The following is a 25,668-nucleotide window of genomic DNA, read 5'->3' as shown; positions in this document are numbered from 1 at the left end:
GCTGGGTGGACTGCGCGTGCGGCCACCGCCACTGGGGGCTGCACGGCGCCGCGGGCCTGCTCCTGGTCCGGCGCGATCCGCTGTCCGTGGTGCTGCAGCACCGCGCGATCTGGAGCCACCACGGCGGGACCTGGGGCATCCCCGGCGGCGCCCGGCAGCCCGACGAGAGCGCCGAGCAGGCGGCGCTGCGCGAGGCCCACGAGGAGGCGGGCATCGACCCCGCCGCCGTGGGCATCCGCGGCGAGACCGTCCTGCAGCACCCCGACTGGTCCTACACGACCGTGCTCGCCGAGGAGCTCGTCCCGGTCCACCCCGCGGTGACCGACGCCGAGAGCGACGAGATCCGCTGGGTCCCGGTCGACGAGGTCGACTCCCTGCCCCTGCTGCCCGCCTTCGCCGACGCGTGGCCCGCCCTGCGCGCGAGGATCGCCGAGGACGCCTGACCTCGCTCAGTGGCGCGGATCACAGGATCGTGGCGTGAGAGGGGTTGGTCAGCGACCCGTTCTGCGGAGTATCGTCCCGCTTCGGTGAGGCAAGCCTTTCCTCACAGCACAGCGGCCCGGAGTCCCCCGGACCGGACCGCTCGACGAAAGCTCCTCATGGTCGCGAACTACCTCATCGGACTGCGCGAAGGTCTCGAAGCCGCGCTCGTCGTCAGCATCCTCGTGGCCTACCTGGTCAAGACCGGACGCCGCGACCTGCTGCCCGCGCTGTGGTTCGGCGTCGGCATCGCCGTGGCCGCCTCGCTCGCGTTCGGGGCGCTGCTGACGTTCGGCCCGCAGGGGCTGTCGTTCGAGGCCCAGGAGGCCATCGGCGGCTCGCTGTCGATCATCGCCGTCGGGCTGATCACCTGGATGATCTTCTGGATGGCCAAGACGGCCCGCCACCTCAAGGGGAACCTGCAGCACAAGCTCGACGACGCGATCGCCGCGGGCAAGAAGGCCGTCATCGTCATGGCGCTGCTCTCCGTCGGGCGCGAGGGCCTGGAGACCGCCCTGTTCCTGTGGGCCGGCGCGAAGGCGACCACCGGCGCCGACTCCAACGCGGGACCGCTGCTCGGCGCCGCGCTCGGCATCGCGACCGCCGTGCTGCTGGCGTGGCTCATGTACCGCGGGGCCGTGAAGCTCAACCTGCGGGTGTTCTTCGCGTGGACCGGGCTCTTCCTCGTCTTCGTCGCCGCGGGCGTGCTGTCCTACGGCGTGCACGACCTGCAGGAGGCCGGGATCCTGCCCGGCCTGAACAACCTGGCGTTCGACGTCTCGTCGACCGTCCCGCCGAGCAGCTGGTACGGCACCCTGCTCAAGGGCATCTTCAACTTCACGCCGGCCACCACGTGGCTGCAGCTCGTCGCCTGGGTCGCCTACGTCGTGCCCGTCCTCACGATCTTCATTCGCACCACCTGGGGCCACCACACCCCGGTCCCCGCCGTGCCCGCACCGGCGCCGGCCACCGTCTGAGAAGGAGTCCGATGTCTCGCTCCACCGTCGGCGCGCTCGCGCTCGCCGCCCTCGTCCTGCCCCTGGCCGCCGGGTGCGTGTCCAACTCCCCGACCCCGTCGGCCAACGGCACCAGCGGCGCCCCGGGCGTGCTGAGCGTCAGCTCGACCGCGGACGCGTGCGACGTCTCGGCGACCACGGCCCCGAGCGGCACCATCACGTTCCAGGTGAAGAACGACGGCTCGGACGTCACCGAGTTCTACCTGCTCGACGAGGACGGCCTCCGGGTCATCTCCGAGGTCGAGAACGTCGGTCCCGGCATCTCGCGCGACCTCGTCGTGCAGGCCCGTCCCGGCAAGTACTTCACCGCCTGCAAGCCGGGAATGGTCGGCGACGGCATCCGCGCCACGTTCACCGTGACCGACTCCGGCACGGAGGTCGGGCCGACGGGTGACACCGCCGACCAGCTCAAGACGGCCGAGACGCAGTACGTCGCGTACGTCAAGGACCAGGTCGGGGCGCTCATCGCGGGCACCAAGGAGTTCGCCGCGGCGTACAAGGCCGGGGACGACGAGAAGGCGCGCGAGCTGTACGCGCCCACGCGCGCCCACTGGGAGCGCGTCGAGCCCGTCGCCGAGTCGTTCGGCGACCTCGACCCGCTGACCGACGCCCGCGAGGCCGACCTCGAGGACGGCCAGACCTGGAGCGGCTGGCACTACATCGAGAAGGACCTCTGGCAGCCGACCGCCGACAAGAACGGTGGCAAGGACTACACGCCGCTGACCCAGGCGCAGCGCGAGAAGGCGGCCGACGACCTCGTCGGGTACACCCAGCAGCTCGTCGACCAGGTCAACAAGCCCGCCTTCACGTTCGAGGCGTTCCAGATCGCCAACGGCGCCAAGGCGCTGCTCGACGAGGTCGCCAACGGCAAGGTCACCGGCGAGGAGGAGATCTGGTCGCACACCGACCTGTGGGACTTCCAGGCCAACGTCGACGGCGCACGCGTCGGCTACGAGGGGCTCGCGGACGTCGTCGAGGCGGAGAACCCGGACCTGGCCGCCGAGCTTGAGCAGCGGTTCACCGAGATCGACGCGCTGCTCGCCGAGCAGGGCTCGATCGAGACCGGCTTCACGTACTACGACAAGCTGTCGGCCGACCAGGTCAAGGCCCTCGCGACGGCGGTCGACGCCCTGTCGGAGCCGCTCTCGCAGCTCACGACGACCGTCACCGGCGCCTGAGTCAGGCCACGTGTCCGCCCCCACGGACCCCGCGCAGGACCAGCCGGACAGCCCGCCCGACGCCTCGCCCGCGTCGGACGGGCTGTCCCGCCGCGCCGTCCTGGGCCTCGGCGGCGGCCTCGCGGTCGCGGGCGCCGCGGCCGGCTTCGGCGTCGGCCGCCTGACCGCACCGGACCCCGCGCCCGCGGTCGCCGCGAGCTCGCGCACCTACCCGTTCACGGGCACCCACCAGGCCGGCATCGCCACGCCCGCGCAGGACCGGCTCTACCTCGCCGCGTTCGACGTGACGGCGACCTCGCGCGACGACCTCGTCTCGCTCCTGCAGCGCTGGACGACCATCGCGGCGCGGCTCACCCAGGGCCTGTCCGCGGGCCCGTACGGCCCCGCCTCGGGCCCGTACGACGCACCGCCCGACGACACGGGCGAGGCCGCCGACCTGCCCCCCGCGGGCCTCACGATCACCTTCGGGTTTGGCCGCTCCCTGTTCGTCGGCGCCGACGGCACCGACCGGTTCGGCCTCGCCGACCGGTTGCCCGGCGGGCTCGTCGACCTGCCGCACTTCCCCGCCGACAACCTCGATCCCGCTCGCACCGGCGGCGACCTCGTGGTGCAGGCGTGCGCCGACGACCCGCAGATCGCGGTGCACGCGATCCGGAACCTGTCCCGCGCCGCTTTCGGCTCGGCGACGATCCGCTGGACCCAGCTCGGCTACGGCCGGACCTCGTCGACCTCGACCGCGCAGAAGACGCCGCGCAACCTGTTCGGGTTCAAGGACGGCACGGCGAACGTCAAGGCCGAGGAGACCGCCTCGCTCGAGGAGCACGTCTGGGTGCCGGCGTCGGCCGCCGCGGCGGACACGACCGACTCCGCGTGGCTGACCGGCGGCTCCTACCTCGTCGCGCGGCGCATCCGGATGCGGATCGAGACGTGGGACCGCACGTCGCTGCGCGAGCAGGAGGGGCTCGTCGGGCGGAACAAGGGCGAGGGCGCGCCGCTGTCCGGCGGCACCGAGTTCACCGAGCCGAACTTCGAGACGACGGGCCGCGCCGACCAGCCGCTGATCGCGACCAACGCGCACGTGCGCCTGGCCCACCCGGACTTCAACTCGGGCGTGCGGATGCTGCGGCGCGGCTACAACTTCACCGACGGCAACGACTCGCTCGGGCGGCTCGACGCGGGGCTGTTCTTCCTCGCGTTCGTCACCGACCCGCGCACGCACTACATCCCCATGCAGAACCAGCTGTCCAAGTCCGACGGGCTCATGGAGTACCTCGAGCACACCGGTTCCGGCCTGTTCGCGGTGCCTCCCGGGATCGCTGCTGGCTCGTTCGTCGTCGGCGCCGACGGCACGCTGTTGACCACCCGGCACTCGCCGTACATCGGCCAGGCCCTGTTCGCCTGACCCGGTGAGTGCGCTGGTCGGAGCGCGGAACGGGCCCTCCTCGGAGTAGCGTCGCGAGGGTGACGCAGCCCTCCCCCGACGTCCGCCCACCCGCCCGCCCTGACGGCCCCCCGGATGCCGGAACCCCGACGCGGGTGTGGCTCGTCGCGACCCTGACCGTCGCCGCGCTCGAGATGGTCCGCGCCAGCGGACCACTCCTCGACCGGGCGTTCGCGACGAGCACGCTCGCGGCCGGCCTCGCCGCCGCGGGCACGTACGCCGCCGCCGGGCTCGTCGCGGGGCTCGTGCTGCTCGCCACGCGGTGCCGGTCGGGCATCCCGACCGCGGGCGCGGTGCTGACCGGCGCCGGCGTGCTCGCCGCGGCGCGCCTGCTCGCGCAGGCCGTCGACGGCGGCGCGCTGTTCTGGGTCGGGCTCGTGACCGTCGCGGTCGCCGTCGCGGCGCTCACGCTCGCGGTCGCCTTCGTGGCCGGCCGCCCCGCCGGCGGGCGACAGGCCGCGACCGGGCTGCTGCTCGGGTGCGGGCTGTCGGTGGGCCTGCAGATGGCCCTCGGCACGTGGGACGCGATCTGGCGCGACGGCTGGTCGGGCTGGGTCGTCGCCGTGGTCATCGCGCTCGCCCCGCTGCTCACCGCGCGCTCCCTGTCCCGCGGGCACGGCGGCGCGGCGCCCGCGACCGGGCGGCCCCGCCGGCTGTGGGCCCTCGGACCGTTCCTCGCGCTCGCCGCGATGATCCTGGCCAACCCGGCGTTCGCGGCCTCGCAGACCGGCATCGCGCTCGGGATCGCGGGGCTCGTGCTCGTGCTCGCGAACGTCGTGGGCGTCTGGATCCTGCTGCGGCCCGAGACCTGGCCCGGCCCGGTGCGGATCTCCGCCGCGGTGCTGCTGGTCGCGGGGACCGCCGGAACCATGTGGCTCACCGGGGCGCTCGCGCTGATCGCCCTGATCGTGCTGTCCGTGGCGATCGGCGTCGTGGTCACCGGGACCCTGACGATGCGCGGACCCGCGGCGCGCGGCGTGCTGCGGACCATGGGCGCGACGGCCATCGCCGGGCTCGGCGTGGTGCTGCCGCTCCTGCTCTACATGCTCGACTACGACGTGCCGCTGCCCGTCGACAACGCGTGGGTCGTCGTGATCGCCGCGCTCGTCCTGGCCATGACCGGCCTCAGGCGGCGCACGCCCGACGCGCCGCCGGTCGAGCATCCCGCCCCCGAGCGCATCCCCGCGCGGGTCAACACGGTCCGCCTGCTCCTCGGCCCCGCGGTCCTGCTCGCCCTCGTCGGGCTCGTGCCCTACGGGACCAGCACCACCGGCCCCGACGTCCCCGCGCGCGCCGCGAGCGACGACCTGACGGTGGTCACCTGGAACCTGCACTACGGCGTCTCGCCCCTGACCGCCGTCGACCTCGAGGGCATCGCGCGGACCATCGCCGAGGAGCATCCCGACGTCGTCGCGCTGCAGGAGGTCGAGCGCGGCTGGATCTTCGGCGGCGGCACCGACGTCGCCACGTGGATGGCGCACCGGCTCGGGATGACCGTGCGGTTCGCCCCCGCCGCCGACCGGCAGTTCGGCAACGCCGTGCTGTCCCGCTCGGCGCTCGCGGACACCGCGGTCCACCCGCTCCCGTACGGTGCCGGCCCGCAGGCGCGCTCGGCCCTGTCGACCACCGTGGTCACCCGGTCCGGGACGGCCGTCCGCGTGACGTCGGTCCACCTGCAGCACCGCGAGGAGAACACCCCCACGCGCCTGGCGCAGCTGCGCACCCTGCTCGCCGACGAGCCTGTCACCGGCCCCTCGCTGCTCGCGGGCGACCTCAACGCCGAGCCGGGCTGGCCCGAGATCACGCTCCTCGAGGACGCCGGCTGGGTCTCGGCCGTCGACACCGCCGGCTCACCGGACGCGCTGACCTCTCCGAGCACCGACCCCGACGCCCGCATCGACTGGATCTTCGGCCAGCAGATGACCTTCACGGACGCCCGCGTCCCGACCGAGCCCCGCGAGTCGGACCACCTACCGGTGGTGACACGCGCCGCGCCGACGAGCTGACGCGCCGCTTCGCGCGCGCCGCGCCCGCCGCTGCCCCCGTCGTCTCGCCGATTCGGCATCGTCTCGCCGATCCGGATCGGCGAGACGATGCGGGATCGGCGAGGTCACGGGCGGGGTGCGGGAGGTGCGGGCGGGGCTGCGTGCGGGTGGGGCTGCGCGCCGACTGCGTGGGTGGGCGCCTCAGGCCCTGTGCTTGTGGTCGGACTGAGGCTGCGCTCCGGGGCCGGCGGGTGCTTCGCCCCCACCGGCCCCTGCGCTCCGCCTCAGTCCTCCGTGCGGTGGTGGAGCATGCGCGCCACCTCCGCGATCGTCCCCGACATCGACGGGTAGACGGTCACGGCCTCGGCGACCTGGTCGGTGGTCATCCGGTGGGTCACGGCGAGGGTCAGCGGGAACACCGACTCCGACGCGCGGGGCCCGACGAGCACCGCGCCGAGCACCTGGCCCGAGCCGGGGTGCGCGAAGATCTTGATGAACCCCTCCCGCACGCCCAGCATCTTGGCGCGGGGGTTGCGGGCGATCGGCAGCATGCTCACGGCGTACTGGATGCCCAGGGACTGCAGCCGCGACTCCGAGAGCCCGACGGTGGCGATCTCCGGCGCGGTGAAGATGTTCGCCGAGACGCCGCGCAGCGCGAGCGGCTTGACCGCGTCGCCGAGCGCGTGCGACATCGCGATCCGGCCCTGCGTCGCCGCGACCGACGCGAGCGGCAGCACACCGGTCACGTCACCGGCCGCGTAGATTCCGCGGGCGCTGGTGCGCGAGACCTTGTCGACCTGGATGTGCCCCGACGGCGAGAGCCGGACGCCGGCCTCCTCCAGCCCGAGCCCGGTCGTCGTGGGGATCGAGCCCACCGCGAACAGCACGTGCGAGCCCTCGACCTCGCGGCCGTCGGCCAGCGTCACGACGACGCCGTCCGCCGTCCGGCGGGCGCCCTCGGCGCGCGAGCGCGACAGCACGTGCATGCCGCGGGCCTTGAAGACGTCCTCGAGCAGCTCGGCGGCGTCGGCGTCCTCGCCCGGCAGCACGCGGTCGCGGCTCGAGACGAGCGTGACGTCCGCGCCGAGCGAGGTGTAGGCGCCGGCGAACTCGGCCCCGGTGACCCCCGAGCCGACGACGATGAGCTTCTCGGGCAGCGACGTCAGGTCGTACAGCTGGGTCCATGTGAGGATCCGCTCGCCGTCGGGGCGGGCCGTCGGCAGCTCGCGCGGCGTGGCGCCGGTCGCGACCAGGATCATGTCGGCCTCGAGGGCCTCGTCGGCCACGCCACCGGGGGTCGTGACGAGCACCCGCTGCGGACCGTCGAGGCGCCCCTCGCCGAGCAGGATGCGCACGCCCTCGCGCTCGAGGCGCGAGCGGATGTCCGCGCTCTGCGCCGCGGCGAGCGCCTTGACGCGGGTGTTCACCGCGGCGAGGTCGATGTAGTGCCGCGCCTCCGCGCCCGACGCAGCGAGGTTGTCGGCGCGGATGCCGAGCTCGGGCGCGCGGTCGGCGATGGTGAGCCACTCCGCGGTCGCAATCAGCGTCTTGGACGGCATGACGTCGGTGAGGACGGCCGCGCCGCCGAGCCCGGCACGCTCGACGACGGTCACGTCGGCGCCCAGGCGCCGCGCGACGAGCGCCGCCTCGTACCCGCCGGGCCCACCGCCGACGATGACGACGCGGCTGGCGGGATTCACGGACGCGTCGGGCGCAGGTGTGCTCACAGTGCCCATTGTGCCGTTCCTGTGAGTGCGTGCACGGGCGTTAGCCTCGAGTCATGAGCGACGTCACAGACCTGGACGACCCGACGACCGACCCGTTCGACGTGGCCCGCACCGCGGCGGCCTACCTCGCGGAGGCGACGGGCGTGCCGAAGCACGACGTCGCGCTCGTGCTGGGCTCCGGCTGGGGCGGCGCGGCGGACCTGCTCGGCGAGACGGTCGCCGAGATCCCGAGCACCGACGTCCCCGGGTTCTCGGCCGCGGCGGTCGTCGGGCACAGCGGCATCATCCGCTCCGTGCGCATCGAGGCGACCGGCAAGCACGCGCTCGTGCTCGGCTCGCGCACGCACCTGTACGAGGGCCGGGGCGTGCGCCGCGTCGTGCACGGGGTCCGCACCGCCGCGGCAGCCGGCGCGACGACCGTCGTGCTGACCAACGGCTGCGGCGGCCTGAACCCGGCGTGGGGCCCGGGCACCCCCGTCCTCATCCGCGACCACATCAACCTCACCGCCACCTCCCCGCTGGAGGGTGCGACGTTCGTCGACCTCACCGACCTGTACTCGAGCCGGCTGCGCGCGATCGCGCACGAGGTGGACCCGAGCCTGGGCGAGGGCGTCTACGTGCAGTTCCCCGGGCCGCACTACGAGACCCCCGCCGAGGTGCGCATGGCAGGCGTGCTCGGCGGCGACCTCGTCGGGATGTCGACGACCCTCGAGTCGATCGCCGCGCGGCACGCGGGCCTGGAGGTCCTGGGCGTCTCGCTCGTGACGAACTTCGGCGCCGGGATCAGCGAGACGCCGCTGGCCCACGCCGAGGTGCTCGAGGCCGGCGCGGCGGCCGGGCCGCGGATCAGCGCGCTGCTGGCGGAGGTCATCAAGCGCCTCTGACGACCCGGTCGTCGGGCGGCCGTCGGGCCACTACGTTGGTGGGCATGGACGACGACGCCGGGTCGAGGCAGATCACGTGGTCGGAGCTCGAGGGGCAGGTCAGGGCCTGGGTCGACGACGACCCGGACCACGACACCGCCGACGAGCTGCGTGCCCTCCTGGAGCGCGCGAACCGCGAGCCGGACGGGCTCGAGGAGGGCCACGACCCGGACCCGACGCAGTACCAGGTCCTCAGCCAGCGCCACGCCGCGCGCGAGGAGCTGGCCGACCGGTTCTCCGGCCTGCTGCAGTTCGGCACCGCGGGGCTGCGCGGCCGGCTCGGCGGCGGCCCGCACCGGATGAACCGCGCGGTCGTCATCCGCGCGGCGTCGGGCATCGCCGACTTCCTGCTCGGCGAGCTCGACGGCGTGACTCCCCCGCCCCGCGTGGTCGTCGGGTACGACGCGCGGCACAAGTCCCACGACTTCGCGCTGGACACCGCCGCGGTGCTCACCGCCGTGGGCATCGAGGTGCTGCTGCTGCCGTCGGCGCTGCCGACGCCCGTGCTCGCGTTCGCGGTCCGGCACCTCGCGGCCGACGCCGGGATCATGGTCACCGCGTCGCACAACCCCCCGCAGGACAACGGCTACAAGGTCTACCTGGGCGGGCGGGTCGTGTCCGACTCCGGGCAGGGTGCGCAGATCGTCGCCCCCGTGGACGCAGCGATCGCGCACGAGATCGCCCGGGTCCCGTCGGTCGCGTCCGTGCCCCGCGCGCAGGGCGGCTGGACGCTGCTCGACGGCAGCGTCGTCGACGCCTACGTCGCCACGGCCGTCGCGCCCGCCGACCCGTCGGCCCGCGCCGCCGCCGCGAGGCTGCGCATCGTCCTGACCCCGCTGCACGGGGTCGGCGGTGCCGTCGCGCAGCGGGTGCTCGCCGAGGCCGGTTTCACCGACGTGCTCGTCGTGCCCGAGCAGGCCGACCCCGACGGCGACTTCCCCAGCGTCGCGTTCCCGAACCCCGAGGAGCCGGGTGCGATCGACCTCGCGATCGGCCTCGCCGGCGACGAGGGAGCCGACCTGGTGCTCGCGCTCGACCCGGACGCCGACCGGTGCGCCGCCGCGGTCCAGGACCCGCGCGCACGGTCCTTCCGGGGCCCGGACACCGCCGCGGCCGAGGGCTGGCGGATGCTGCACGGGGACGAGACCGGCGCGCTGCTCGGCGCGACGGTCGCGGGCCGGCTCGCCGCCGACCCCGGCCCTCTCGACCCGACGGCGACGTTCGCGAACTCGATCGTCTCCTCGCGCCTGCTCGCGAGCATCGCCGACGCCGCGGGCGTGCGGCACGCGCAGACGCTCACCGGCTTCAAGTGGATCTCCCGCGTCGACGGGCTCGTCTTCGGCTACGAGGAGGCGCTCGGCTACTGCGTCGACCCGGTGCACGTGCGGGACAAGGACGGCATCACGGCCGCGCTGCTCGTCGCGGGCGAGGCGGCCCGGCTCAAGGCCGAGGGCCGCACGCTGGTCGACGAGCTCGACGACCTGGCCCGTACCCACGGCCTGCACCTGACCGACCAGGTCTCGGCCCGGTTCACCGACCTGGCCCAGATCCCGGCGACCGTGGACCGGCTCCGCTCGGCACCGCCCGCGACCCTCGCGGGCTCGCGCGTGGTGAGCGTCGTCGACCTCGCAGCCGGCACCGACGACGACCGCGGCGGCCTGCCGCCCACCGAGGGGCTGCGGCTCGAGACGCAGGACGGGACGCGCGTCATCGTGCGGCCCAGCGGGACCGAGCCCAAGGTGAAGTGCTACCTCGAGGTCGTGGTCCCGCTGGACACCGCCGCCGACGACCACGCGGTCGTCGCCGCGCGGCACACCGCGCGCGAGCGGCTGGACGCCGTCGCCGCGGACATGCGCGCGGCACTGGGGCTGTAGCAGTTCGTTCCTTCACGATCGCGGGCCCCGGTCACTGACCGGGGCCCCTCGTCGTCCGGGCTACCTCACGACCTTGAGCACGAGCCTCTTGCCCGTGTAGCCGGACTTCGCGACGGACACGCCCTTCTTCCCCGTCGAGGTTCCCTTGGCCACCGTGAACGAGGCCTGCCCCTTCGCGTTCGTGGTGTGCGCCTTGCCGCCGTAGACGACCCTCGCGCCCTTGAGCCGCAGGCCCGCGTCGGCGACCGTCACGGTCACCTTGCCGCCCTTGGCCTTGCGCACGGAGCTCTTGCTCAGCGCCGCGGACAGGCCTGGCTTCACCTGGGTCTGGTAGAGCCCGACGGTGTTCGCGGTGTCAGTGACGTTCGCCGTCACGACGATGTCCGCCGGACCGCGCGAGCCCTCGATCGACGTCTTCCAGATCGTGCCGCTGTGCACCGCCTTGGTCGCCACGACCGCACCGAACCGCTTCGCGTTCGTGCTGGTCCGCACCGCCTTCGCCGTCGCCCTGGCGCCCGAGTACGACGTCGCCCACGAGACCCACAGGCGCCCGCCCGGGGCCGGGCTGGCAGAGATGTCACGCGCGTTCGCCGCCTTCACCTGGGTGTACGTCGAGGCGGACGTCTTCGAGCCGACCTTCCACAGCCGGACCGCCGTGGTCGACGGGTAGCCGATCGCGTAGGCGAGGTAGATGCCGCCGCCGCTGCGCGGCACGAGGGCGAGGCTCTGGTCCGGCACGAGGATCGACGCCGTGCCGGGTGCCTTCACGGCAGTCGACGGTGTCGGCAGGATGCGCTGCGTCCACAGGCCCGTGCTCGCCGTCGAGCTGCCCAGCTGGTACCAGGCGGCCCACACCTCGCCGGTCCGGGCGTCGCGGGCGAGGGTGCCGTAGTAGGCGTTACCGCTGTGCCCGGCGGTCGCGCCGTCGGGCTTCGTCGAGGGGATCACCGCGTCCGCGCCCACGTGGAAGCGAAGCCTGTCGTCGGACGCGGCCGTGAACGCGGAGACCAGCGTTCCCCTGTCGTCGATCACGTCGAGGGCGTACCCGCCGGAGGCGGACCTGCTGAGGCCTCCCGGCGCCAGCGACCAGGCGGCGCCGTCGCCCGAGGTGGCGTAGGCGACCGCGCCGTCGTACTTCTCACCGACGTTCGTGGTCCGGATGCCCTGCAGCGCGACGACGACCTTGCCGTTGCTGCGCGTGAACGCGACCCGCTCGTCGAGGCTCGCCCAGCCCTTGACGACCGTCCGCACCGGGCCGCTGAGCTTGCCGCTCGTCGTGACCTGCCGCGTCAGGACGCTCGGCTTCGACGCACCGTCGGTCGCCCAGCCGACGAGGAGCCGCTTGCCCTGAGCCGCTGGCAGCCTGATCGTCGCCGGCTCCGTGATGATCGACAGCCCTCCCCCGGTCGAGAGCGTGGTCCACCCTCCCCCGGTCGCTGCCTGCGCCGGGGCCGCGAGGCCACCGATCGTCAGCGCGCCGACCACCGCGCCCGTCAGCAGTGCTCCCGCGTTCCGCTTCATCGCCGTCCCCCGTGCCCGTCGTCGAAGGCCCGTGATCGGGCCGTCAACGAACGTAGCGACGAGAGGGACAAACCGGACATCTCAATACCGGGTGATCTGTCAGCGCCCAGCGTTCCGCGGGTGGTTGCGCGCGGTGCGCTCGTTGCCGTGCCGGTACTGCCCGGTGACCCGGGCCATGAGCTGCTGGTCGTCGCCGCTCTCGACGTCGTCGAGGAAGTCGGCCGCCGGGCGTCCGCGCAGGACGGTGGCGCGGCGGCCGTGGTGGGTGATGACGACCTCGTCGCCCGTGACGGTGAAGGCGAAGCCGGAGGGCTGGGCAGCGGTCATGGTCGGGACGCGCCTAGTACCCGGCGTCCGCCTCGAGGCCCGCGAGCACGGCGGCCGTGCCCGACAGCCCGAGGCGGGTCGCGCCGGCCTCGACCATCTCGAGCGCGTCGCCCGCGGTGCGGACGCCGCCCGACGCCTTGATCCCGAGCCGCCCACCGACGGTGTCGGCCATGATCCGCACGGCGTGCACCGAGGCACCGCCCGTCGGGTGGAAGCCGGTCGACGTCTTGACGAAGTCGGCCCCCGCGGCCTCGGCGGCGCGGCAGACCTCGACGATCTCGTGGTCGCTCAGCGCGGCCGACTCGATGATGACCTTGAGCACCTTCGGGGCGGGGACGGCGGCGCGCACGGCGGCGATGTCGGCCTGGACGGCCTCGAAGCGACCCTCCTTGGCGGCGCCCACGTCGATCACCATGTCGACCTCGTCGGCGCCGTCGGCCACGGACTGCGCGGCCTCGGCGGCCTTGACCGACGAGTGGTGCTTGCCGGACGGGAAGCCGCAGACCGTCGCGACCTTCAGGCCGCGCGCGTCCACGGGCAGGAACGACGGCGAGATGCAGACCGAGTAGACGCCCAGGGCGACGCCCTCGGCGATCAGGGCCTCCACGTCGGCGCGGGTGGCCTCCGGCTTGAGCAGGGTGTGGTCGACGAGCTGCGCGAGCGCGGTCGAGTCGAGTGGTTCGTGGCTCATGCGCGGTGCCTTCCTCCCCGGGCCGCGGCGTACGCGGGCCGGATCACGGTGTCGATGAGCGCGGCGCGCTCGTCGTGGTGGGCGAACGAGTGCGACGCGGCGGTGACCGCGACGTCCTCGAGGTCGGCCAGCGTCCAGCCCGCCTCCTGCACGAGCAGCGTGAGCTCGCGGGACAGGGACGTGCCGGACTGCAGCCGGTTGTCGGTGTTGATGGTGACCGCCATGCCCAGCTCCCGCAGGCGGGTCGCGGGGTGTGCCGCGATGCTCGGCGCGCCGCCGGTCTGGACGTTGGACGACGGGCACAGCTCGAGCGGGATGCGCCGGTCGCGCACCCAGTGGGCCAGCAGGCCGAGCGCGTCGGCGTGCACGTCGTCGGCGAGCCGCACGCCGTGCCCGAGCCGGGTCGCGCCGGCCACCTGGACGGCCTCGGCGATCGAGTCGAGCCCCGCGGCCTCGCCCGCGTGCACCGTGGCGGGGAAGCTCGCGAGCCGCAGCGTGTCGAACGCGCTCGCGTGCTTCGAGGGCGGGAAGCCCTCCTCGGGCCCGGCGATGTCGAAGCCGACGACGCCCGCGTCCCGGTTGGCCAGGGCGAGGGCGGCGATCTCGTCGGCCCGGTCGAGGTGACGCATCGCGGACAGGATCGTGCCGACGCGGATCGTGCCCGCCTCGGCGACCCCGTCGGCGAACCCGGCCTGGACCGCGTCGACCACGTCCTGCAGGGACAGCCCACCGAGCAGGTGCTGCTCGGGCGCGTACCGCAGCTCGGCGTAGACCACGCCGTCGGCGGCCAGGTCCAGCACGGCCTCGCGGGCCACGCGGCGCAGCCCGTCCGTGCTCTGCATGACCGCGGTGGTGTGCACGAACGTCTCGAGGTACAGCTCGAGCGTGCCCGCGCTGGCCGCCTCGACGAACCACCGGCCGAGCTCGTCGGCGTCGGTCGTGGGCAGCTCGTGGCCGATCTCGGCGGCGAGCTCCACGATGGTCGCAGGCCGCAGCCCGCCGTCGAGGTGGTCGTGCAGCAGGACCTTGGGCAGCGACGGGATCAGGGCCACCAGGTCCGGTGTGCTCACGCGTCGCCGTCCTCGTCGTCGAGCAGCACTTCGCTGTCCTGGTCCAGCACGTCGGCCTCGTCGGCGGCGCCCTCCAGGTCCGGGCGGGCGAAGCCGGGCTCGTACTGCTCGGGGTCGGGCGGGTCGAGGTCGTCGACCAGCCGGGCGGGCTCGTCGGGCTGCGCGGGCGCGAGGCCCGCGTCCCGCCAGGCGTCGGATCCGGGGACGGTGCTCATGGCTCCTCCTTGGGTCAGGGCGTTCCCATCGTGCTCCGGGGCGGGGCGGGGCGCCAGGCGCCGGCGCCCGTCAGCCGATGCGGTCGATGACCAGCGGACGGTTCGCGACGACGGTTCCCGCGGGGCCGACGACGAGACCACCGGCGAGCGCCTCGCGCGCCCGGCCGAACCGCTCGGGGGTGTCGGTGTGCAGGGTCAGCAGCGGCTGGCCGGCGCGCACGACGTCACCGGGCCGCGCGTGGATCTCGACCCCCGCGCCGGCCTGCACCGGGTCCTCCTTGCGGGCGCGGCCCGCACCGAGGCGCCACGCGGCGATGCCGACGGCGTAGGCGTCGAGCGTGGTGAGCACGCCGTCGGCCTCGGCCAGCACCTGCTCGGTCTCCTTGGCCACCGGCAGCTCCGCGGACGGGTCCCCGCCCTGGGCCGCGATCATGCGGTTCCAGGCGTCCATCGCCCGTCCGTCGCTGAGCGCCGCAGCGACGTCCTCGTCTGGCCGTCCCGCCCCCGCGAGCATCTCGCGGGCCAGCGCGACCGTGAGCTCGACGACGTCCGCCGGTCCGCCTCCCGCCAGCACCTCGACCGACTCGCGGACCTCGAGCGCGTTGCCCGCGGTCAGGCCCAGCGGCACGTCCATGTCGGTGAGCAGCGCGACGGTGTTGACGCCGGCGTCCGTGCCCAGCTCGACCATCGTGCGGGCCAGCTCGGTCGCGCGGGCGAGGTCCTTCATGAAGGCGCCCGAGCCGACCTTGACGTCGAGCACCAGCGCGCCCGTGCCCTCGGCGATCTTCTTGCTCATGATCGAGCTGGCGATGAGCGGGATGGCCTCGACCGTTCCCGTCACGTCGCGCAGGGCGTACAGCTTGCGGTCGGCCGGCGCGAGGCCCGAGCCTGCCTGGCAGATGACTGCGCCCACGTCCTCGAGCTGCGCCATCATCTCGTCGTTGCTCAGCGCGGCCCGCCAGCCCGGGATCGACTCGAGCTTGTCGAGCGTGCCGCCGGTGTGGCCCAGCCCGCGGCCGGACAGCTGCGGCACGGCCACGCCGAACACGGCCACGAGCGGGGCGAGCGGCAGCGTGATCTTGTCGCCGACGCCGCCGGTCGAGTGCTTGTCGGCGGTCGGGCGGCTCAGGTGCGAGAAGGACATGCGCTCGCCCGACGCGATCATCGCCGCGGTCCAGCGCGCGATCTCCGCGCGGTCCATGCCGTTGAGCAGGATCGCCATGGTCAGGGCCGACATCTGCTCCTCGGCGACGCCGCCGTGGGTGTAGGCGTCGATGACCCAGTCGATCTGCGCGTCGGACAGGCGGTGCCCGTCGCGCTTGGCGACGATCACCTCGACAGCATCGAAGCTCATGCGCGTTCCTCCAGGTCGGCCGGCCCGAACGCGTCGGGCAGCACCTCGGTCATGGGTCGGATGCCGCTCACGGTCTCGACGAGCAGGCGGGGGCCGCCGTGCTCGAACAGCAGCTGGCGGCAGCGGCCGCAGGGCATGAGCACGTTGCCGTGCCCGTCGACGCACGTGAACGCCACGAGCCGCCCGCCGCCCTGCACCACGAGGGCGGAGACGAGCGAGCACTCGGCGCACAGCGTCACGCCGTAGGAGGCGTTCTCCACGTTGCAGCCGACGACGACGCTGCCGTCGTCGACCAGCGCGGCCGCGCCCACCGGGAAGTGGGAGTACGGCACGTACGCCTTGTGCATGACGTCCCGCGCGGCTTCCCGCAGGGCGTCCCAGTCGATGTCGGTCACGGCACTCACTTCACGTAGGGGATGCCCTCGGCGGCGGGCGGGCGCACGCGCCCGACGAGCCCGGCGACGGCGAAGATCGTCACGACGTACGGCGTCATGAGCATGATCTGGCTGGGGATGGGTGTGCCGATGATGCCGAGCACCACCTGCAGGTTGTCGGAGAACCCGAACAGCAGGGCGGCCGCGAGGGCACCCACCGGGTTCCACCGGCCCAGGATCATGGCCGCCAGCGCGATGAACCCCTTGCCGCCGGTCATCTCCTTGCCGAACGCCAGGCCTGCGGCGACGGTGAAGAACGCCCCACCGAGCCCGGCCACGGCGCCGCCGAGCAGCGTCGCGCGCACGCGGGTCCGGTTCACCTTGATGCCGACCGTGTCGGCGGCCTTGGGGTGCTCGCCGACCGCCCGCAGGCGCAGGCCCCAGCGGCTGCGGAAGACGAAGATCTGCAGCAGCACCACGACGACGTACATGACGTAGACGAGCACGGTCTGGCGGAACAGCACGGGACCGAGGACGGGGATCTGGCTGAGCAGCGGGATGTCGATCGTCGGCAGCTTGGGCGGCGAGTTGAACGTCGCCGCGTCGGCCTTGAGCACCGTGGAGAACAGGTAGCTCGTGACGCCGACGACGAGCACGTTGAGCACCACGCCGACGATGATCTGGTTCACCACGTAGCGGATCGAGAACAGCACGAGCAGCGCGCTGACGATCATCCCGGCGATCGGCGCCGCGACCAGCCCGACGTACGCCGAGCTGGTGATCGAGGCGACGACCGCGGCCAGGAACGCGCCGGCCAGCAGCTGCCCCTCGATCGCGACGTTGATGATGCCCGAGCGCTCGCACAGCAGGCCGGCGAGCGAGCCGAACACGAGCGGGATCGCGAGGAACAGCGAGCCCTGCAGCAGGCCGGTCAGCGGCAGCGGCGAGGACTTGCCCGCGTCGGCCCACGTGAGGAACGCGAGGACGACCACGACGCCGAAGACGACCGGCAGCCACGCGCCGACCTTGCGACGGTTGCGCGTCGCCTGCCAGGAGATCCCCGCGAGCACCAGGGCGATCACGGACAGCACGATCGCGGTCACCTTGGCGGGGACCGTGATCGGCGCGATCGTGAAGAAGTCCTTGCTGGTGGACAGCACGAACGTCGAGTCCTTGCCGCCCGCGGGCAGCAGCCCGAACAGGACCAGGCTGATGAGGCCGACGACGCCGTAGCCGATCGGCGCCTTCCAGCTGATCGGCGCGAGCGGCTTGGCCTTCTCGGGCGCGGGCGCCGGGGGCGCCACGGTCGTGGCGGTCATGCCGCCACCTCCTTGGTCGACGAGCGGGGCGTTCGGGTGCGGCGGGTGCCGGGGGCGGGCAGGCGGAACACCGCGCGGACCAGCGGCGGGGCCGCGATGAACAGGACCACGAGGGACTGGACGACGAGCACGATGTCGATCGGCGTGCCGGTGCGCGCCTGCATCGCGAACCCGCCGGCGCGCAGCGCGCCGAACAGGAGGCCGGCGAGGAACGTGCCGAACGGCTTGGACCGTCCGAGCAGGGCGACCGTGATCGCGTCGAACCCGAAGCTCGCGGCGACGTCCGCCGTGAGCACCTTGTCCGTGCCCAGCACCTGGGCCGAGCCGGCCAGGCCGGCGAGCGCACCGGCGGTGACCATGACCCAGATGTAGGCCGAGTTCACCGAGATGCCGGCCGTGCGTGCCGCGTGCGGGTTGGAGCCCACCGCGCGCCACTTGAAGCCGACCGTCGACCGACCCATCAGCCACCAGACGAACACGGCGGCGAGGATCGCGACGATGAAGCCCGCGTGCAGCCGGAACTGGTCGCCGAGCAGCAGCGGGTACTGCGCGGACTCGGGGATCGGCGGCGAGATCGGGTTGGAGCTGCCGGGGTTCTGGAACGGCTTGGTCGTCAGCAGGTAAGCGACCAGGTAGACCGCGATGGAGTTGAGCATGATCGTGACGATCACCTCGTGCGCTCCGGTGCGGGCCTTGAGCACGCCCGCGATCCCGGCCCACAGGCCGCCGCCGATGGCCGCGCCGAGCATGCACAGCAGCAGGTGCAGCCCCGGCGGCAGGTCGAACGTGAAGCCGATGAACCCGCCGAACACCGCGCCGAGGATGATCTGGCCCTGGGCACCGATGTTGAACAGCCCCGCACGGAAGCCGATGCCGAGACCGAGGCCCGCGAGGATGAGTGGCGTCGACACGGTCAGGGTCTCGGTCAGCGGCTTGATCTTCTGCGCGAAGGTGTCGGCGGTCGAGTCGAACACCGCACCCTGGAACAGGGCGACGTACGCGCTGGAGACCGCGTGCCACGCCGCCGAGAAGAAGTCGGCGGGCTTGGCGAACAGGTACACCGCGGCGTCCTGCACCTCCTGGTCCGCGGCGGCGATGAGCACGCCGCTGATGACCAGCGCCAGCACGATCGCCAGGGTCGTGACGACCCAGCTGCTGGCCAGGATCTCGCGCATCACGGTCTGGCCGCGGTTCTCCTCGGAGCCGGGGACCGTCGCCACGGGCTCGGCTCCGGTGTCCGCCGGCGGCGGGACCGCGGCGTCGGGCATGGGGGGCGTCGTGGAGCTCACTCGCCGGCCTCCTCGTCGGGCTGGGGGGTGGGAGTGCTCGCGACGGGGGGCGGTGGCGGGGGCGCCGTCTCCTGCTCCGCCTCGAGGTCGGCCTCGCCGAGCAGCGTGTGGTGGGTCGCGGCCTGCGCCTGGGCGTCCTCGAGCGGGACGCCGGCCATCATGAGGCCGAGCACGTCGCGGTCGGTGTCGCCCGGCACGATGCCGACGATGCGCCCGCGGTACATGACCAGGATCCGGTCGGCCAGCGCCAGGACCTCGTCGAGCTCGGTCGAGACGATGATCACCGGGGTCCCGTTGTCGCGCTCCTGCACGATCCGCGAGTGCACGAACTCGATCGACCCGACGTCCAGGCCGCGCGTGGGCTGGGACGCGATGAGCAGGCGCAGGGGCCGGCTCATCTCCCGCGCGAGCACGACCTTCTGCTGGTTGCCGCCCGAGAGCGTGCCGGCCGGCGCGTGCACCGACGGCGTGCGGACGTCGAACTCGACGGTGCGCTGCTCGGCGTTGGCCAGCACCTTCGCGGGGTTCATCGAGACGCCGCGCGCGAAGGGCGGCTGGTCGTGCAGGTCGAGCACCAGGTTCTCCGCGACGGAGAACTCGGCGACGATCCCGTCGATCGTGCGGTCCTCGGGGACGAATCCGACCCCGGCCCGCAGCACGTCGGAGACCGAGCGGCCCACGAGCTCGTGGCCGTCGAGCGTGAAGGAGCCGGCCACCGGCGCCTGCAGGCCGAGCATGACCTCGGTCAGCTCCGTCTGCCCGTTGCCCTGGACACCGGCGATCGCGAGGATCTCGCCGCGCGCGACCTCGAACGAGACCGCGTCGAGCTGCCGGACCCCGGCGGCGTCGATGACGCTGAGATCACTGATCTTCACGGTCGCGTCGCCGGGCTCCGCGGGAGCCTTGGTCACGCCGAGCGACACCGAGCGGCCGACCATGAGCGAGGCCAGCTCGGTCTCCGCGGCGCTCGGCTCGGCGGTGCCGACGACCTTGCCGCGGCGGATGACCGTGATGCGGTCCGCGACGGCGCGGACCTCACGCAGCTTGTGCGTGATGAAGACGATGGACGTGCCCGACTCCTTGAGCTGGCGCATGATCGCGATGAGCTCGTCGGTCTCCTGCGGCGTGAGCACCGCGGTGGGCTCGTCGAGGATGAGGACCTCGGCGTGGCGGGACAGCGCCTTGATGATCTCGACGCGCTGCTGGGCGCCGACCGGGAGGTCCTCGATGAGCGCGTCCGGGTTGACGTCGAACCCGAAGCGGTCGGAGATCTCCTTGACGCGGCGGCGGGCCTCCGCCAGGTCGAGCAGGCCGCCACCCTTGACGGGCTCGTGCCCGAGCGCGACGTTCTCCGCGACGGTGAAGACCGGGACGAGCATGAAGTGCTGGTGCACCATGCCGATGCCCGCGGCCATCGCGTCGCCGGGGCCGACGAACACGCGCGGCTCGTCGTCGACGAGGATCTGTCCCTCGTCGGGGTCGTACAGGCCGTAGAGCACGTTCATCAACGTGCTCTTCCCGGCCCCGTTCTCGCCCAGCAGGGCATGGATCTCGCCGGGTTCGACCACCAGGTCGATGTGGTCGTTCGCCACGAGGGCGCCGAACCGCTTGGTGATGCCGCGCAGCTCGAGCTTCACGAGATCACGCTCCTTCGCGTCGTTGTCAGCACCCTAGCCGCGCAGGTCGCGGCGCGGCGGTGCGAGGTGCGCCCGACGGCCGCGCCGCGGTCTGGGCATGACGGTGGCCCGGGCCGTGAGGCCCGGGCCACCGTCGGTGGATCAGTTCTGACTCGGCGACTCGACCTTCAGGTCACCGGTGATGATCTGCGTCTTGAGCTCCTCGACCTTCGCCTTCACGTCGGCCGGGACCTCGGAGTCGAGGTCGTGGAACGGCGCGATGTCGATGCCCTTGTTCTCGAGCGTGCCGACGTACGGCTCGGACGTGAAGGAGTCCTTCGAGGCCTGGTCGACCGTGTCGAAGACCGACTGGCCGATCTGCTTGATGACGGACGTCAGGATGATGGACTTGTAGTCCGGCGCGGTGTCGTACCAGTCGGCGTCGACGCCGACGATCATGACGTCGCCCGCGTCCTTGGCGGCCGCGGCCGCACCCAGGCCGACGGGGCCGGCGACGGGCATGATCACGTCAGCGCCCTGGTCGATGAAGCCCTTGGCGATGTTCTGGCCCTTGGACTGGTCCTCGAAGTCGCCCGTGAACGAGCCCTTCTGCTTGTCCTTGTCCCAGCCGAGGAGCTTGACCTTCTTGGAGAAGTCCTCGTTGTACTTCTTGACGCCGTCCGAGAAGCCGTCCATGAAGATCGAGACGGACGGCAGCTGGATGCCACCGAAGGTCGCGACCGTGCCGGTCTTGCTCGTGCCCGCGGCGACGTAGCCCGCGAGGAAGGCTGCCTCCTGCGTGTTGAAGAGCAGCGGCTTGCCGTTCTCCAGCGTGACGGGCTTGAAGTCCTTGTCGGAGAACGCGGAGTCGACGAGCGCGAACTCGACGTCCGGGTTGGCCTCGGCGGCCGTCTGGATCGGGTCCTCGAGGAGGAAGCCGACACCGATGATCAGGTTGCACTTGTCGGAGAGCAGCTGCGCGATGTTCGGCGTGAAGTCCGTCGCGGCGGTCGACTCGACCTTGTTCGTCGCGACACCGAGCTCGGCGCCCGCGCGCTCGAGGCCCTCGGCACCCGACTGGTTGAACGACTTGTCCTCGAAGCCACCGGAGTCCGAGACCATGCAGGCCTTGAAGTCGACGGGGGCGGCGCTCGACGCGCCGGCGCCGGGCGTCATGGACGACGAGGGCGATGCCGCGTCGTCGTCGGGGGCACTGCCACAAGCCGCGAGCGCGAGGGCGAGCGCCCCGCTGAGCGCGGCCACGCGGATGATCTTGTTCACGCGACACTCCTGGATTCTCGTCAGCAGACCGGTCCCCGATGATCGTCGGCGTCGCGGTCGGCCTGAGCCGGGTCACGAGCGCGCGCGGACCACCTGTCCGGTGTTGATGGTCGGACTCTAACCAGCACCAGGTCACGCGCATGTTACCGAGGGGTATCGCCGCTGGTTCCGTTACTGACCTGAGACATGTGCCCAGGTGGCGGACGGAATCTCTCGCCTGCTGAGACGGATCTCAGGCCCCGGCCAGCACCGCCGTGCGGGCGAGCAGGAGCGCGCCGGCCTCGATCGCCCGCTCGTCGACCTGCAGGTCACCCTGGTGGATGTCGTAGGTGGTGCCGCCGGGCGTCCGCGTGCCGAGCCGGGCCATCGCGCCGGGCACCTTGGTCAGGTACCAGGCGAAGTCCTCGCCGCCGAGCGACTGCTCGGTGAGCAGCACGGACTCGGCACCCAGCACGTCGCGCGCCGCAGCCTCGAGCAGGCCGGTCGAGCGCTCGTCGTTCTCCACCGGAGGCACGCCGCGGTGGTGCACGATCTCGACCTCGACCTCCAGCGGCGCGAGGACCTGCTCCACCGCGGAGTGGAACACCTCGGACGCCTTCTGCCAGGCGCGCACGTCCAGGCAGCGCAGCGTGCCCTTGACCGTGCCGGTCGACGGGATCGCGTTGTGGGCGACCCCGGCCTGCACCGCGCCCCACGTGAGGTTGACCCCGGAGCGCGGGTCGAGCCGGCGGCCGAGGATCGCGGGCACCTGGGTGATCACCTGGCCGAGCGCGAACACCACGTCGCCCGTCAGGTGCGGGCGCGAGGTGTGCCCGCCCGGGCCCGTGACGGTGACCTGGACCTCGTCGCTCGCCGACGTGATCGGGCCGATGCGCGTGCCGACCTGGCCGACGTCGACCTTCGGGTCGCAGTGCACGCCGAAGATCCGCGCGACGCCGTCGAGGCCGCCCTGGGCGATCACGTCGAGCGATCCGCCGGGCTGGACCTCCTCGGCGGGCTGGAAGATCAGGCGGACGCCCGTCGCCAGCTCGCCCGCCGCGGCGAGCTCGGCCAGCGCGAGGCCGGCACCGAGGACGACCGTCGTGTGCACGTCGTGGCCGCACGCGTGCGCGATCCCCCGGTTCGTCGAGGACCACGGCAACCCGCACGTGTCGTTGAGGGGCAACGCGTCGATGTCCGCGCGCAGGCCGATCCGGCGCGTGCCGACCGGGCCGATGTCGCACAGCACGCCCGAGCCGGGCAGCAGCCGCGGCTCGAGGCCCGCCAGGCGCAGGCGGTCGGCGACGACGCGGGACGTGCGCTCCTCGGTGCGGGCCAGCTCCGGGTGGGCGTGGATGTCGCGGCGGATCTCGACCAGCTCGTCGCGCAGGGACGCGAGCAGGGCGGTCAGCCGCGCGGCGCCCGCCGTCGTCGGCGCGGGGCGCAGCTCGTCGAGCGCGGGGTGCGACGCACCGGGCATGGGCTCGGCGGGCAGGGCGGGGTCGGACGGCTGCGGGGACACAGGCTGGGCGGACACGTCTTCGAGGCTATCGCCGCCGCGGCGCGGAGACCCGCGCCGCCCACCATCCGACCCCTGGCCCGACTGACGAGCCCGAGGTAGCCGCACTTGTGACAGGAGTGCACGCGTGGGACGCCGATCAGCCCCAGGAGGCGACTCTGGTCACAAGTGCGGCTAGGTCGGGCCAGCTCGGCGGGCCCGGCGGGCGGGCGCGGCGGGTGGGCGGCCAGGTGCCGGCGCGCTCAGAGCAGGTCGTCGCGGCCGGCCGCGCGCCAGGCGTCGACCGCCGACTTCACGTCCTGCGCGTGCGCGCGGGTCGTGACGAGCACCGCGTCCGGGGTGTCGACCACCACGGCGTCCGGGATGCCGACCACGCTGACGGTCCGCCCGGAGCCGGGCACGACGAACGAGCCGTCGGCCCCGATCCGCAGCACGTCGGCCTCCGCCCCGAGCGTCACGCCGTCCGGGCCGGACGGCAGCAGCGGGGCGAGCGAGGCGAAGTCGCCGACGTCGTCCCAGTCGAAGTCGCCCGGCACGACGGCCACGCCACCGGCGGCGGCGACGGGCTCGGCGATCGCGTGGTCGATCGCGATCTTCGTCAGCCCTGGCCAGACAGCCTCGAGCACCTCCGCACGGGAGGGACCGTCCCACGCGGCCGCGATCGTCTGCAGACCGGCCGCGAGCGCGGGGAGCTGCGTCGCGAGGTGGTCCAGGAGGACGCGGGCCCGCACGATGAACATGCCGGCGTTCCACCGGTACTCCCCCGTGGCCAGGTAGCCGGCAGCGGTCGCGGCGTCGGGCTTCTCCGTGAACCCGACGACGTGCAGCGCCGACGGTGCTCCGTCGACGCCGAGCGGCCCGTCCGAGCGGATGTAGCCGAACGCGGTCGACGGGCCGGTCGCGTGGATGCCGATCGTCACGACGAAGCCTGCCCGTGCGGCCGCGACCCCCTCGCGGACAGCCGTCTCGAACGCCTCGGTTCCCTCGATCACGTGGTCGGCGGCGAACGAGCCGAGCACGACGTCGTCGCCGTGCCGCTCCAGGAGAACGGCAGCGGCGAGGCCGATGGCCGCCATCGAGTCGCGCGGGGAGGGCTCGGCCAGCAGCCGCCCGAGACCGTCGTCGAGCCCGGGCACCTGCTCCGCGACGTCCGTCGCGTGCCGCACGCCGGTGACCACGAGAACCCCGTCCGGGCCGGCGAGCGGGACCAGCCGGTCGACCGTCCCCTGCAGGAGGGTGCGGCCCGAGCCGGTCAGGTCGAGCAGGAACTTCGGGTGCCCGGCGCGCGACAGCGGCCACAGGCGGGTGCCGGCTCCGCCCGCGGGGACGACGGCGTGGAACCCGGGGATCGGCGAGGACATGCGGGCCAGGCTAGCGACCCCGGCGCGAGCGCCACCGGGACTCCGCGGGCGAATGCCTGCGACCCGCCGCGCGAGGGCCCCGACGGGCGGTACCAGGAGGTTCCATCTCGGAGTGTGGACTTCCTCACAGCGCGGGACCAAAGGCCCATGCGGAGCGGGCGGGCGGAGAAGGTGTCGATACAGTGAGCGGGACAGACACGTGCACCGACGAGGCCGTCGGGGCGTGTGGCTCTACCCCTCACTCGCCAGGAGGCCCCCCAAGTGCCCGCAGCGCCCCCCGCGCCGCCGCGCAAAGCGTCGGTCGGAACCCTCTATCGAGGCCGCGAAGGCATGTGGTCGTGGGTCGCGCACCGCGTGACCGGCGTCGCGATCTTCTTCTTCCTCCTCGTGCACGTGCTCGACACCTCGCTCGTGCGCATCTCCCCGGAGTCGTACAACGACGTGATCGGGACCTACAAGAACCCGATCATGGGGCTCGGTGAGGCCGGCCTCGTCGCCGCCATCGTGTTCCACGCGTTCAACGGCATCCGGATCATCCTGGTCGACTTCTGGGCCAAGGGCCCGAAGTACCAGCGCGTGATGCTGTGGGTCGTGCTCGGCCTGTTCGTCGTGACGATGGCGGGCTTCCTGCCCCGCCACCTGATGCACGTCTTCGGAGGCGAGTGATGACCACCATCGCCGACCCCAAGGCCCCGCGCCCTCCGCGCGCCAAGCCGAGCCGCCTGAGCACGCGCGGCAACACCGAGCTGTACGGCTGGGTGTTCATGCGCGCGTCCGGCGTGATCCTGCTGGTGCTGATCTTCGGCCACCTCTTCGTCAACCTCGTCACGGGCGAGGGCGTGAAGGCGATCGACTTCGCGTTCGTCGCCGGCAAGTGGTCCTCGCCGTTCTGGCAGGTCTGGGACCTGCTGATGCTCTGGCTCGCGATGATCCACGGCACCAACGGCGTGCGCACGATCGTCAACGACTACGCGGAGCGTCCCGGCACGCGCCTGGTGCTCAAGGGCCTGCTCTACCTCGCCTTCGTGATCACCGTCGTGCTCGGCACCCTCGTGATCTTCACGTTCGACCCGTGCCCCTCGGGCTCCGCGGCCGACCTGCTGCCGTCGTTCTGCACGGCTTCCTAAG

At 73.0% G+C, this 25,668-nt stretch carries 23 protein-coding genes; 9 read left to right on the top strand and 14 right to left on the bottom strand.

All coding sequences use genetic code 11. From position 1 onward, the window contains the following. Positions 1-5: 5 nt before the first annotated feature. The 5 genes from EDF34_RS16415 to EDF34_RS16395 all read left to right on the top strand — a co-directional run bounded on the left by EDF34_RS16415 (position 6) and on the right by EDF34_RS16395 (position 6,121). A complete protein-coding gene (locus EDF34_RS16415; RefSeq protein ID WP_370450087.1) occupies positions 6-443 on the top strand; it encodes an NUDIX domain-containing protein in 438 nt (145 codons plus the stop codon). Between the two features lie 156 nt (positions 444-599). Next, positions 600-1,457 (top strand): iron uptake transporter permease EfeU, encoded by an 858-nt coding sequence (gene efeU / locus EDF34_RS16410; protein WP_123372583.1) that lies wholly within the window; start codon positions 600-602, stop codon positions 1,455-1,457. Positions 1,458-1,468: 11 nt separating this feature from the next. Further along, positions 1,469-2,674, top strand: a complete 1,206-nt coding sequence (efeO, locus tag EDF34_RS16405; protein WP_123372582.1) for an iron uptake system protein EfeO — start codon at positions 1,469-1,471, stop codon at positions 2,672-2,674. Between the two features lie 10 nt (positions 2,675-2,684). After that, a complete protein-coding gene (gene efeB, locus EDF34_RS16400) occupies positions 2,685-4,076 on the top strand; it encodes an iron uptake transporter deferrochelatase/peroxidase subunit (RefSeq protein WP_123372581.1) in 1,392 nt (463 codons plus the stop codon). Positions 4,077-4,135: 59 nt separating this feature from the next. Beyond that, the gene (locus EDF34_RS16395) at positions 4,136-6,121 is read left to right on the top strand and encodes an endonuclease/exonuclease/phosphatase family protein (protein WP_233575442.1); all 1,986 of its coding nucleotides are present in this window, start codon (positions 4,136-4,138) and stop codon (positions 6,119-6,121) included. A gap of 263 nt (positions 6,122-6,384) precedes the next feature. On the opposite strand, the gene EDF34_RS16390 is transcribed toward EDF34_RS16395, so the two are convergent. Further along, the gene (locus EDF34_RS16390) at positions 6,385-7,836 is read right to left on the bottom strand and encodes an NAD(P)H-quinone dehydrogenase (RefSeq protein ID WP_123372580.1); all 1,452 of its coding nucleotides are present in this window, start codon (positions 7,834-7,836) and stop codon (positions 6,385-6,387) included. A 44-nt stretch (positions 7,837-7,880) separates the two neighbouring features. On the opposite strand from EDF34_RS16390, the gene EDF34_RS16385 reads away from it, so the two are divergent. Beyond that, on the top strand, positions 7,881-8,711 hold the full coding sequence (locus tag EDF34_RS16385; protein ID WP_123372579.1) for a purine-nucleoside phosphorylase: 831 nt from the start codon (positions 7,881-7,883) through the stop codon (positions 8,709-8,711). Positions 8,712-8,755: 44 nt separating this feature from the next. Further along, positions 8,756-10,624 (top strand): phospho-sugar mutase, encoded by a 1,869-nt coding sequence (locus tag EDF34_RS16380; protein ID WP_123372668.1) that lies wholly within the window; start codon positions 8,756-8,758, stop codon positions 10,622-10,624. 60 nt (positions 10,625-10,684) lie between these two features. On the opposite strand, the gene EDF34_RS16375 is transcribed toward EDF34_RS16380, so the two are convergent. The 13 genes from EDF34_RS16375 to EDF34_RS16315 form a co-directional block, all read right to left on the bottom strand. After that, positions 10,685-12,145, bottom strand: coding sequence for a hypothetical protein (locus EDF34_RS16375; RefSeq protein WP_123372578.1), 1,461 nt, complete (start codon positions 12,143-12,145; stop codon positions 10,685-10,687). A gap of 99 nt (positions 12,146-12,244) precedes the next feature. Then, complete coding sequence (locus EDF34_RS16370; protein ID WP_123372577.1) at positions 12,245-12,472, bottom strand: hypothetical protein; 228 nt, start codon at positions 12,470-12,472, stop codon at positions 12,245-12,247. Between the two features lie 13 nt (positions 12,473-12,485). Then, positions 12,486-13,163, bottom strand: a complete 678-nt coding sequence (deoC, locus tag EDF34_RS16365) for a deoxyribose-phosphate aldolase (RefSeq protein ID WP_123372576.1) — start codon at positions 13,161-13,163, stop codon at positions 12,486-12,488. Continuing rightward, positions 13,160-14,233 (bottom strand): adenosine deaminase, encoded by a 1,074-nt coding sequence (locus EDF34_RS16360; RefSeq protein ID WP_233575440.1) that lies wholly within the window; start codon positions 14,231-14,233, stop codon positions 13,160-13,162. Before EDF34_RS16360 ends, deoC begins: the two co-directional genes overlap by 4 nt. Continuing rightward, complete coding sequence (locus EDF34_RS16355) at positions 14,230-14,448, bottom strand: hypothetical protein (RefSeq protein WP_123372575.1); 219 nt, start codon at positions 14,446-14,448, stop codon at positions 14,230-14,232. Before EDF34_RS16355 ends, EDF34_RS16360 begins: the two co-directional genes overlap by 4 nt. Before the next feature lie 70 nt (positions 14,449-14,518). Beyond that, the gene (locus EDF34_RS16350; protein WP_123372574.1) at positions 14,519-15,802 is read right to left on the bottom strand and encodes a thymidine phosphorylase; all 1,284 of its coding nucleotides are present in this window, start codon (positions 15,800-15,802) and stop codon (positions 14,519-14,521) included. After that, positions 15,799-16,197: a cytidine deaminase gene (locus tag EDF34_RS16345; protein WP_123372573.1), complete on the bottom strand. Its 399-nt coding sequence runs from the start codon at positions 16,195-16,197 to the stop codon at positions 15,799-15,801. The genes EDF34_RS16350 and EDF34_RS16345 overlap by 4 nt, the downstream gene beginning before the upstream one ends. A gap of 5 nt (positions 16,198-16,202) precedes the next feature. Continuing rightward, positions 16,203-17,495, bottom strand: coding sequence for an ABC transporter permease (locus EDF34_RS16340; RefSeq protein WP_123372572.1), 1,293 nt, complete (start codon positions 17,493-17,495; stop codon positions 16,203-16,205). Further along, positions 17,492-18,763: an ABC transporter permease gene (locus tag EDF34_RS16335; RefSeq protein ID WP_123372571.1), complete on the bottom strand. Its 1,272-nt coding sequence runs from the start codon at positions 18,761-18,763 to the stop codon at positions 17,492-17,494. Before EDF34_RS16335 ends, EDF34_RS16340 begins: the two co-directional genes overlap by 4 nt. 17 nt (positions 18,764-18,780) lie before the next feature. After that, positions 18,781-20,421 carry an ABC transporter ATP-binding protein gene (locus EDF34_RS16330; RefSeq protein ID WP_123372570.1) on the bottom strand — a complete coding sequence of 547 codons (1,641 nt, stop codon included), beginning with the start codon at positions 20,419-20,421 and terminating at the stop codon, positions 18,781-18,783. A 141-nt stretch (positions 20,422-20,562) separates the two neighbouring features. Further along, on the bottom strand, positions 20,563-21,681 hold the full coding sequence (locus EDF34_RS16325) for a BMP family protein (RefSeq protein ID WP_123372569.1): 1,119 nt from the start codon (positions 21,679-21,681) through the stop codon (positions 20,563-20,565). Positions 21,682-21,913: 232 nt separating this feature from the next. Then, positions 21,914-23,140: an amidohydrolase gene (locus EDF34_RS16320; protein ID WP_123372666.1), complete on the bottom strand. Its 1,227-nt coding sequence runs from the start codon at positions 23,138-23,140 to the stop codon at positions 21,914-21,916. A gap of 281 nt (positions 23,141-23,421) precedes the next feature. After that, complete coding sequence (locus EDF34_RS16315) at positions 23,422-24,540, bottom strand: mannose-1-phosphate guanylyltransferase (RefSeq protein ID WP_123372568.1); 1,119 nt, start codon at positions 24,538-24,540, stop codon at positions 23,422-23,424. A 261-nt stretch (positions 24,541-24,801) separates the two neighbouring features. Between EDF34_RS16315 and sdhC the strand changes: the two genes are divergently transcribed. Together sdhC and sdhD are read left to right on the top strand one after the other, a co-directional pair. After that, positions 24,802-25,206: a succinate dehydrogenase, cytochrome b556 subunit gene (gene sdhC / locus EDF34_RS16310; RefSeq protein ID WP_123372567.1), complete on the top strand. Its 405-nt coding sequence runs from the start codon at positions 24,802-24,804 to the stop codon at positions 25,204-25,206. After that, complete coding sequence (gene sdhD / locus EDF34_RS16305) at positions 25,206-25,667, top strand: succinate dehydrogenase, hydrophobic membrane anchor protein (protein WP_123372566.1); 462 nt, start codon at positions 25,206-25,208, stop codon at positions 25,665-25,667. Before sdhC ends, sdhD begins: the two co-directional genes overlap by 1 nt. Position 25,668 lies beyond the last annotated feature (1 nt).

It is taken from the genome of Cellulomonas sp. PhB150, from assembly GCF_003755175.1.
In the GTDB taxonomy this organism is placed as follows: Bacteria; Actinomycetota; Actinomycetes; order Actinomycetales; family Cellulomonadaceae; genus Cellulomonas.
Note: the sequence above shows the minus strand (reverse complement) of the source record. Positions and strands in the feature narration are given on the sequence as shown.

Coding starts and splice junctions, on each gene's coding strand:
- sdhD (WP_123372566.1), top strand. CDS start 25,206: ATGACCACCATCGCCGACCCCAAGGCCCCGCGCCCTCCGCGCGCCAAG.
- EDF34_RS16340 (WP_123372572.1), bottom strand. CDS start 17,495: ATGACCGCCACGACCGTGGCGCCCCCGGCGCCCGCGCCCGAGAAGGCC.
- EDF34_RS16390 (WP_123372580.1), bottom strand. CDS start 7,836: ATGGGCACTGTGAGCACACCTGCGCCCGACGCGTCCGTGAATCCCGCC.
- EDF34_RS16350 (WP_123372574.1), bottom strand. CDS start 15,802: ATGAGCTTCGATGCTGTCGAGGTGATCGTCGCCAAGCGCGACGGGCAC.
- efeO (WP_123372582.1), top strand. CDS start 1,469: ATGTCTCGCTCCACCGTCGGCGCGCTCGCGCTCGCCGCCCTCGTCCTG.
- EDF34_RS16355 (WP_123372575.1), bottom strand. CDS start 14,448: ATGAGCACCGTCCCCGGATCCGACGCCTGGCGGGACGCGGGCCTCGCG.
- deoC (WP_123372576.1), bottom strand. CDS start 13,163: ATGAGCCACGAACCACTCGACTCGACCGCGCTCGCGCAGCTCGTCGAC.
- EDF34_RS16380 (WP_123372668.1), top strand. CDS start 8,756: ATGGACGACGACGCCGGGTCGAGGCAGATCACGTGGTCGGAGCTCGAG.
- EDF34_RS16320 (WP_123372666.1), bottom strand. CDS start 23,140: ATGCCCGGTGCGTCGCACCCCGCGCTCGACGAGCTGCGCCCCGCGCCG.
- EDF34_RS16315 (WP_123372568.1), bottom strand. CDS start 24,540: ATGTCCTCGCCGATCCCCGGGTTCCACGCCGTCGTCCCCGCGGGCGGA.
- EDF34_RS16385 (WP_123372579.1), top strand. CDS start 7,881: ATGAGCGACGTCACAGACCTGGACGACCCGACGACCGACCCGTTCGAC.
- efeU (WP_123372583.1), top strand. CDS start 600: ATGGTCGCGAACTACCTCATCGGACTGCGCGAAGGTCTCGAAGCCGCG.
- EDF34_RS16335 (WP_123372571.1), bottom strand. CDS start 18,763: ATGCCCGACGCCGCGGTCCCGCCGCCGGCGGACACCGGAGCCGAGCCC.
- EDF34_RS16375 (WP_123372578.1), bottom strand. CDS start 12,145: ATGAAGCGGAACGCGGGAGCACTGCTGACGGGCGCGGTGGTCGGCGCG.
- EDF34_RS16370 (WP_123372577.1), bottom strand. CDS start 12,472: ATGACCGCTGCCCAGCCCTCCGGCTTCGCCTTCACCGTCACGGGCGAC.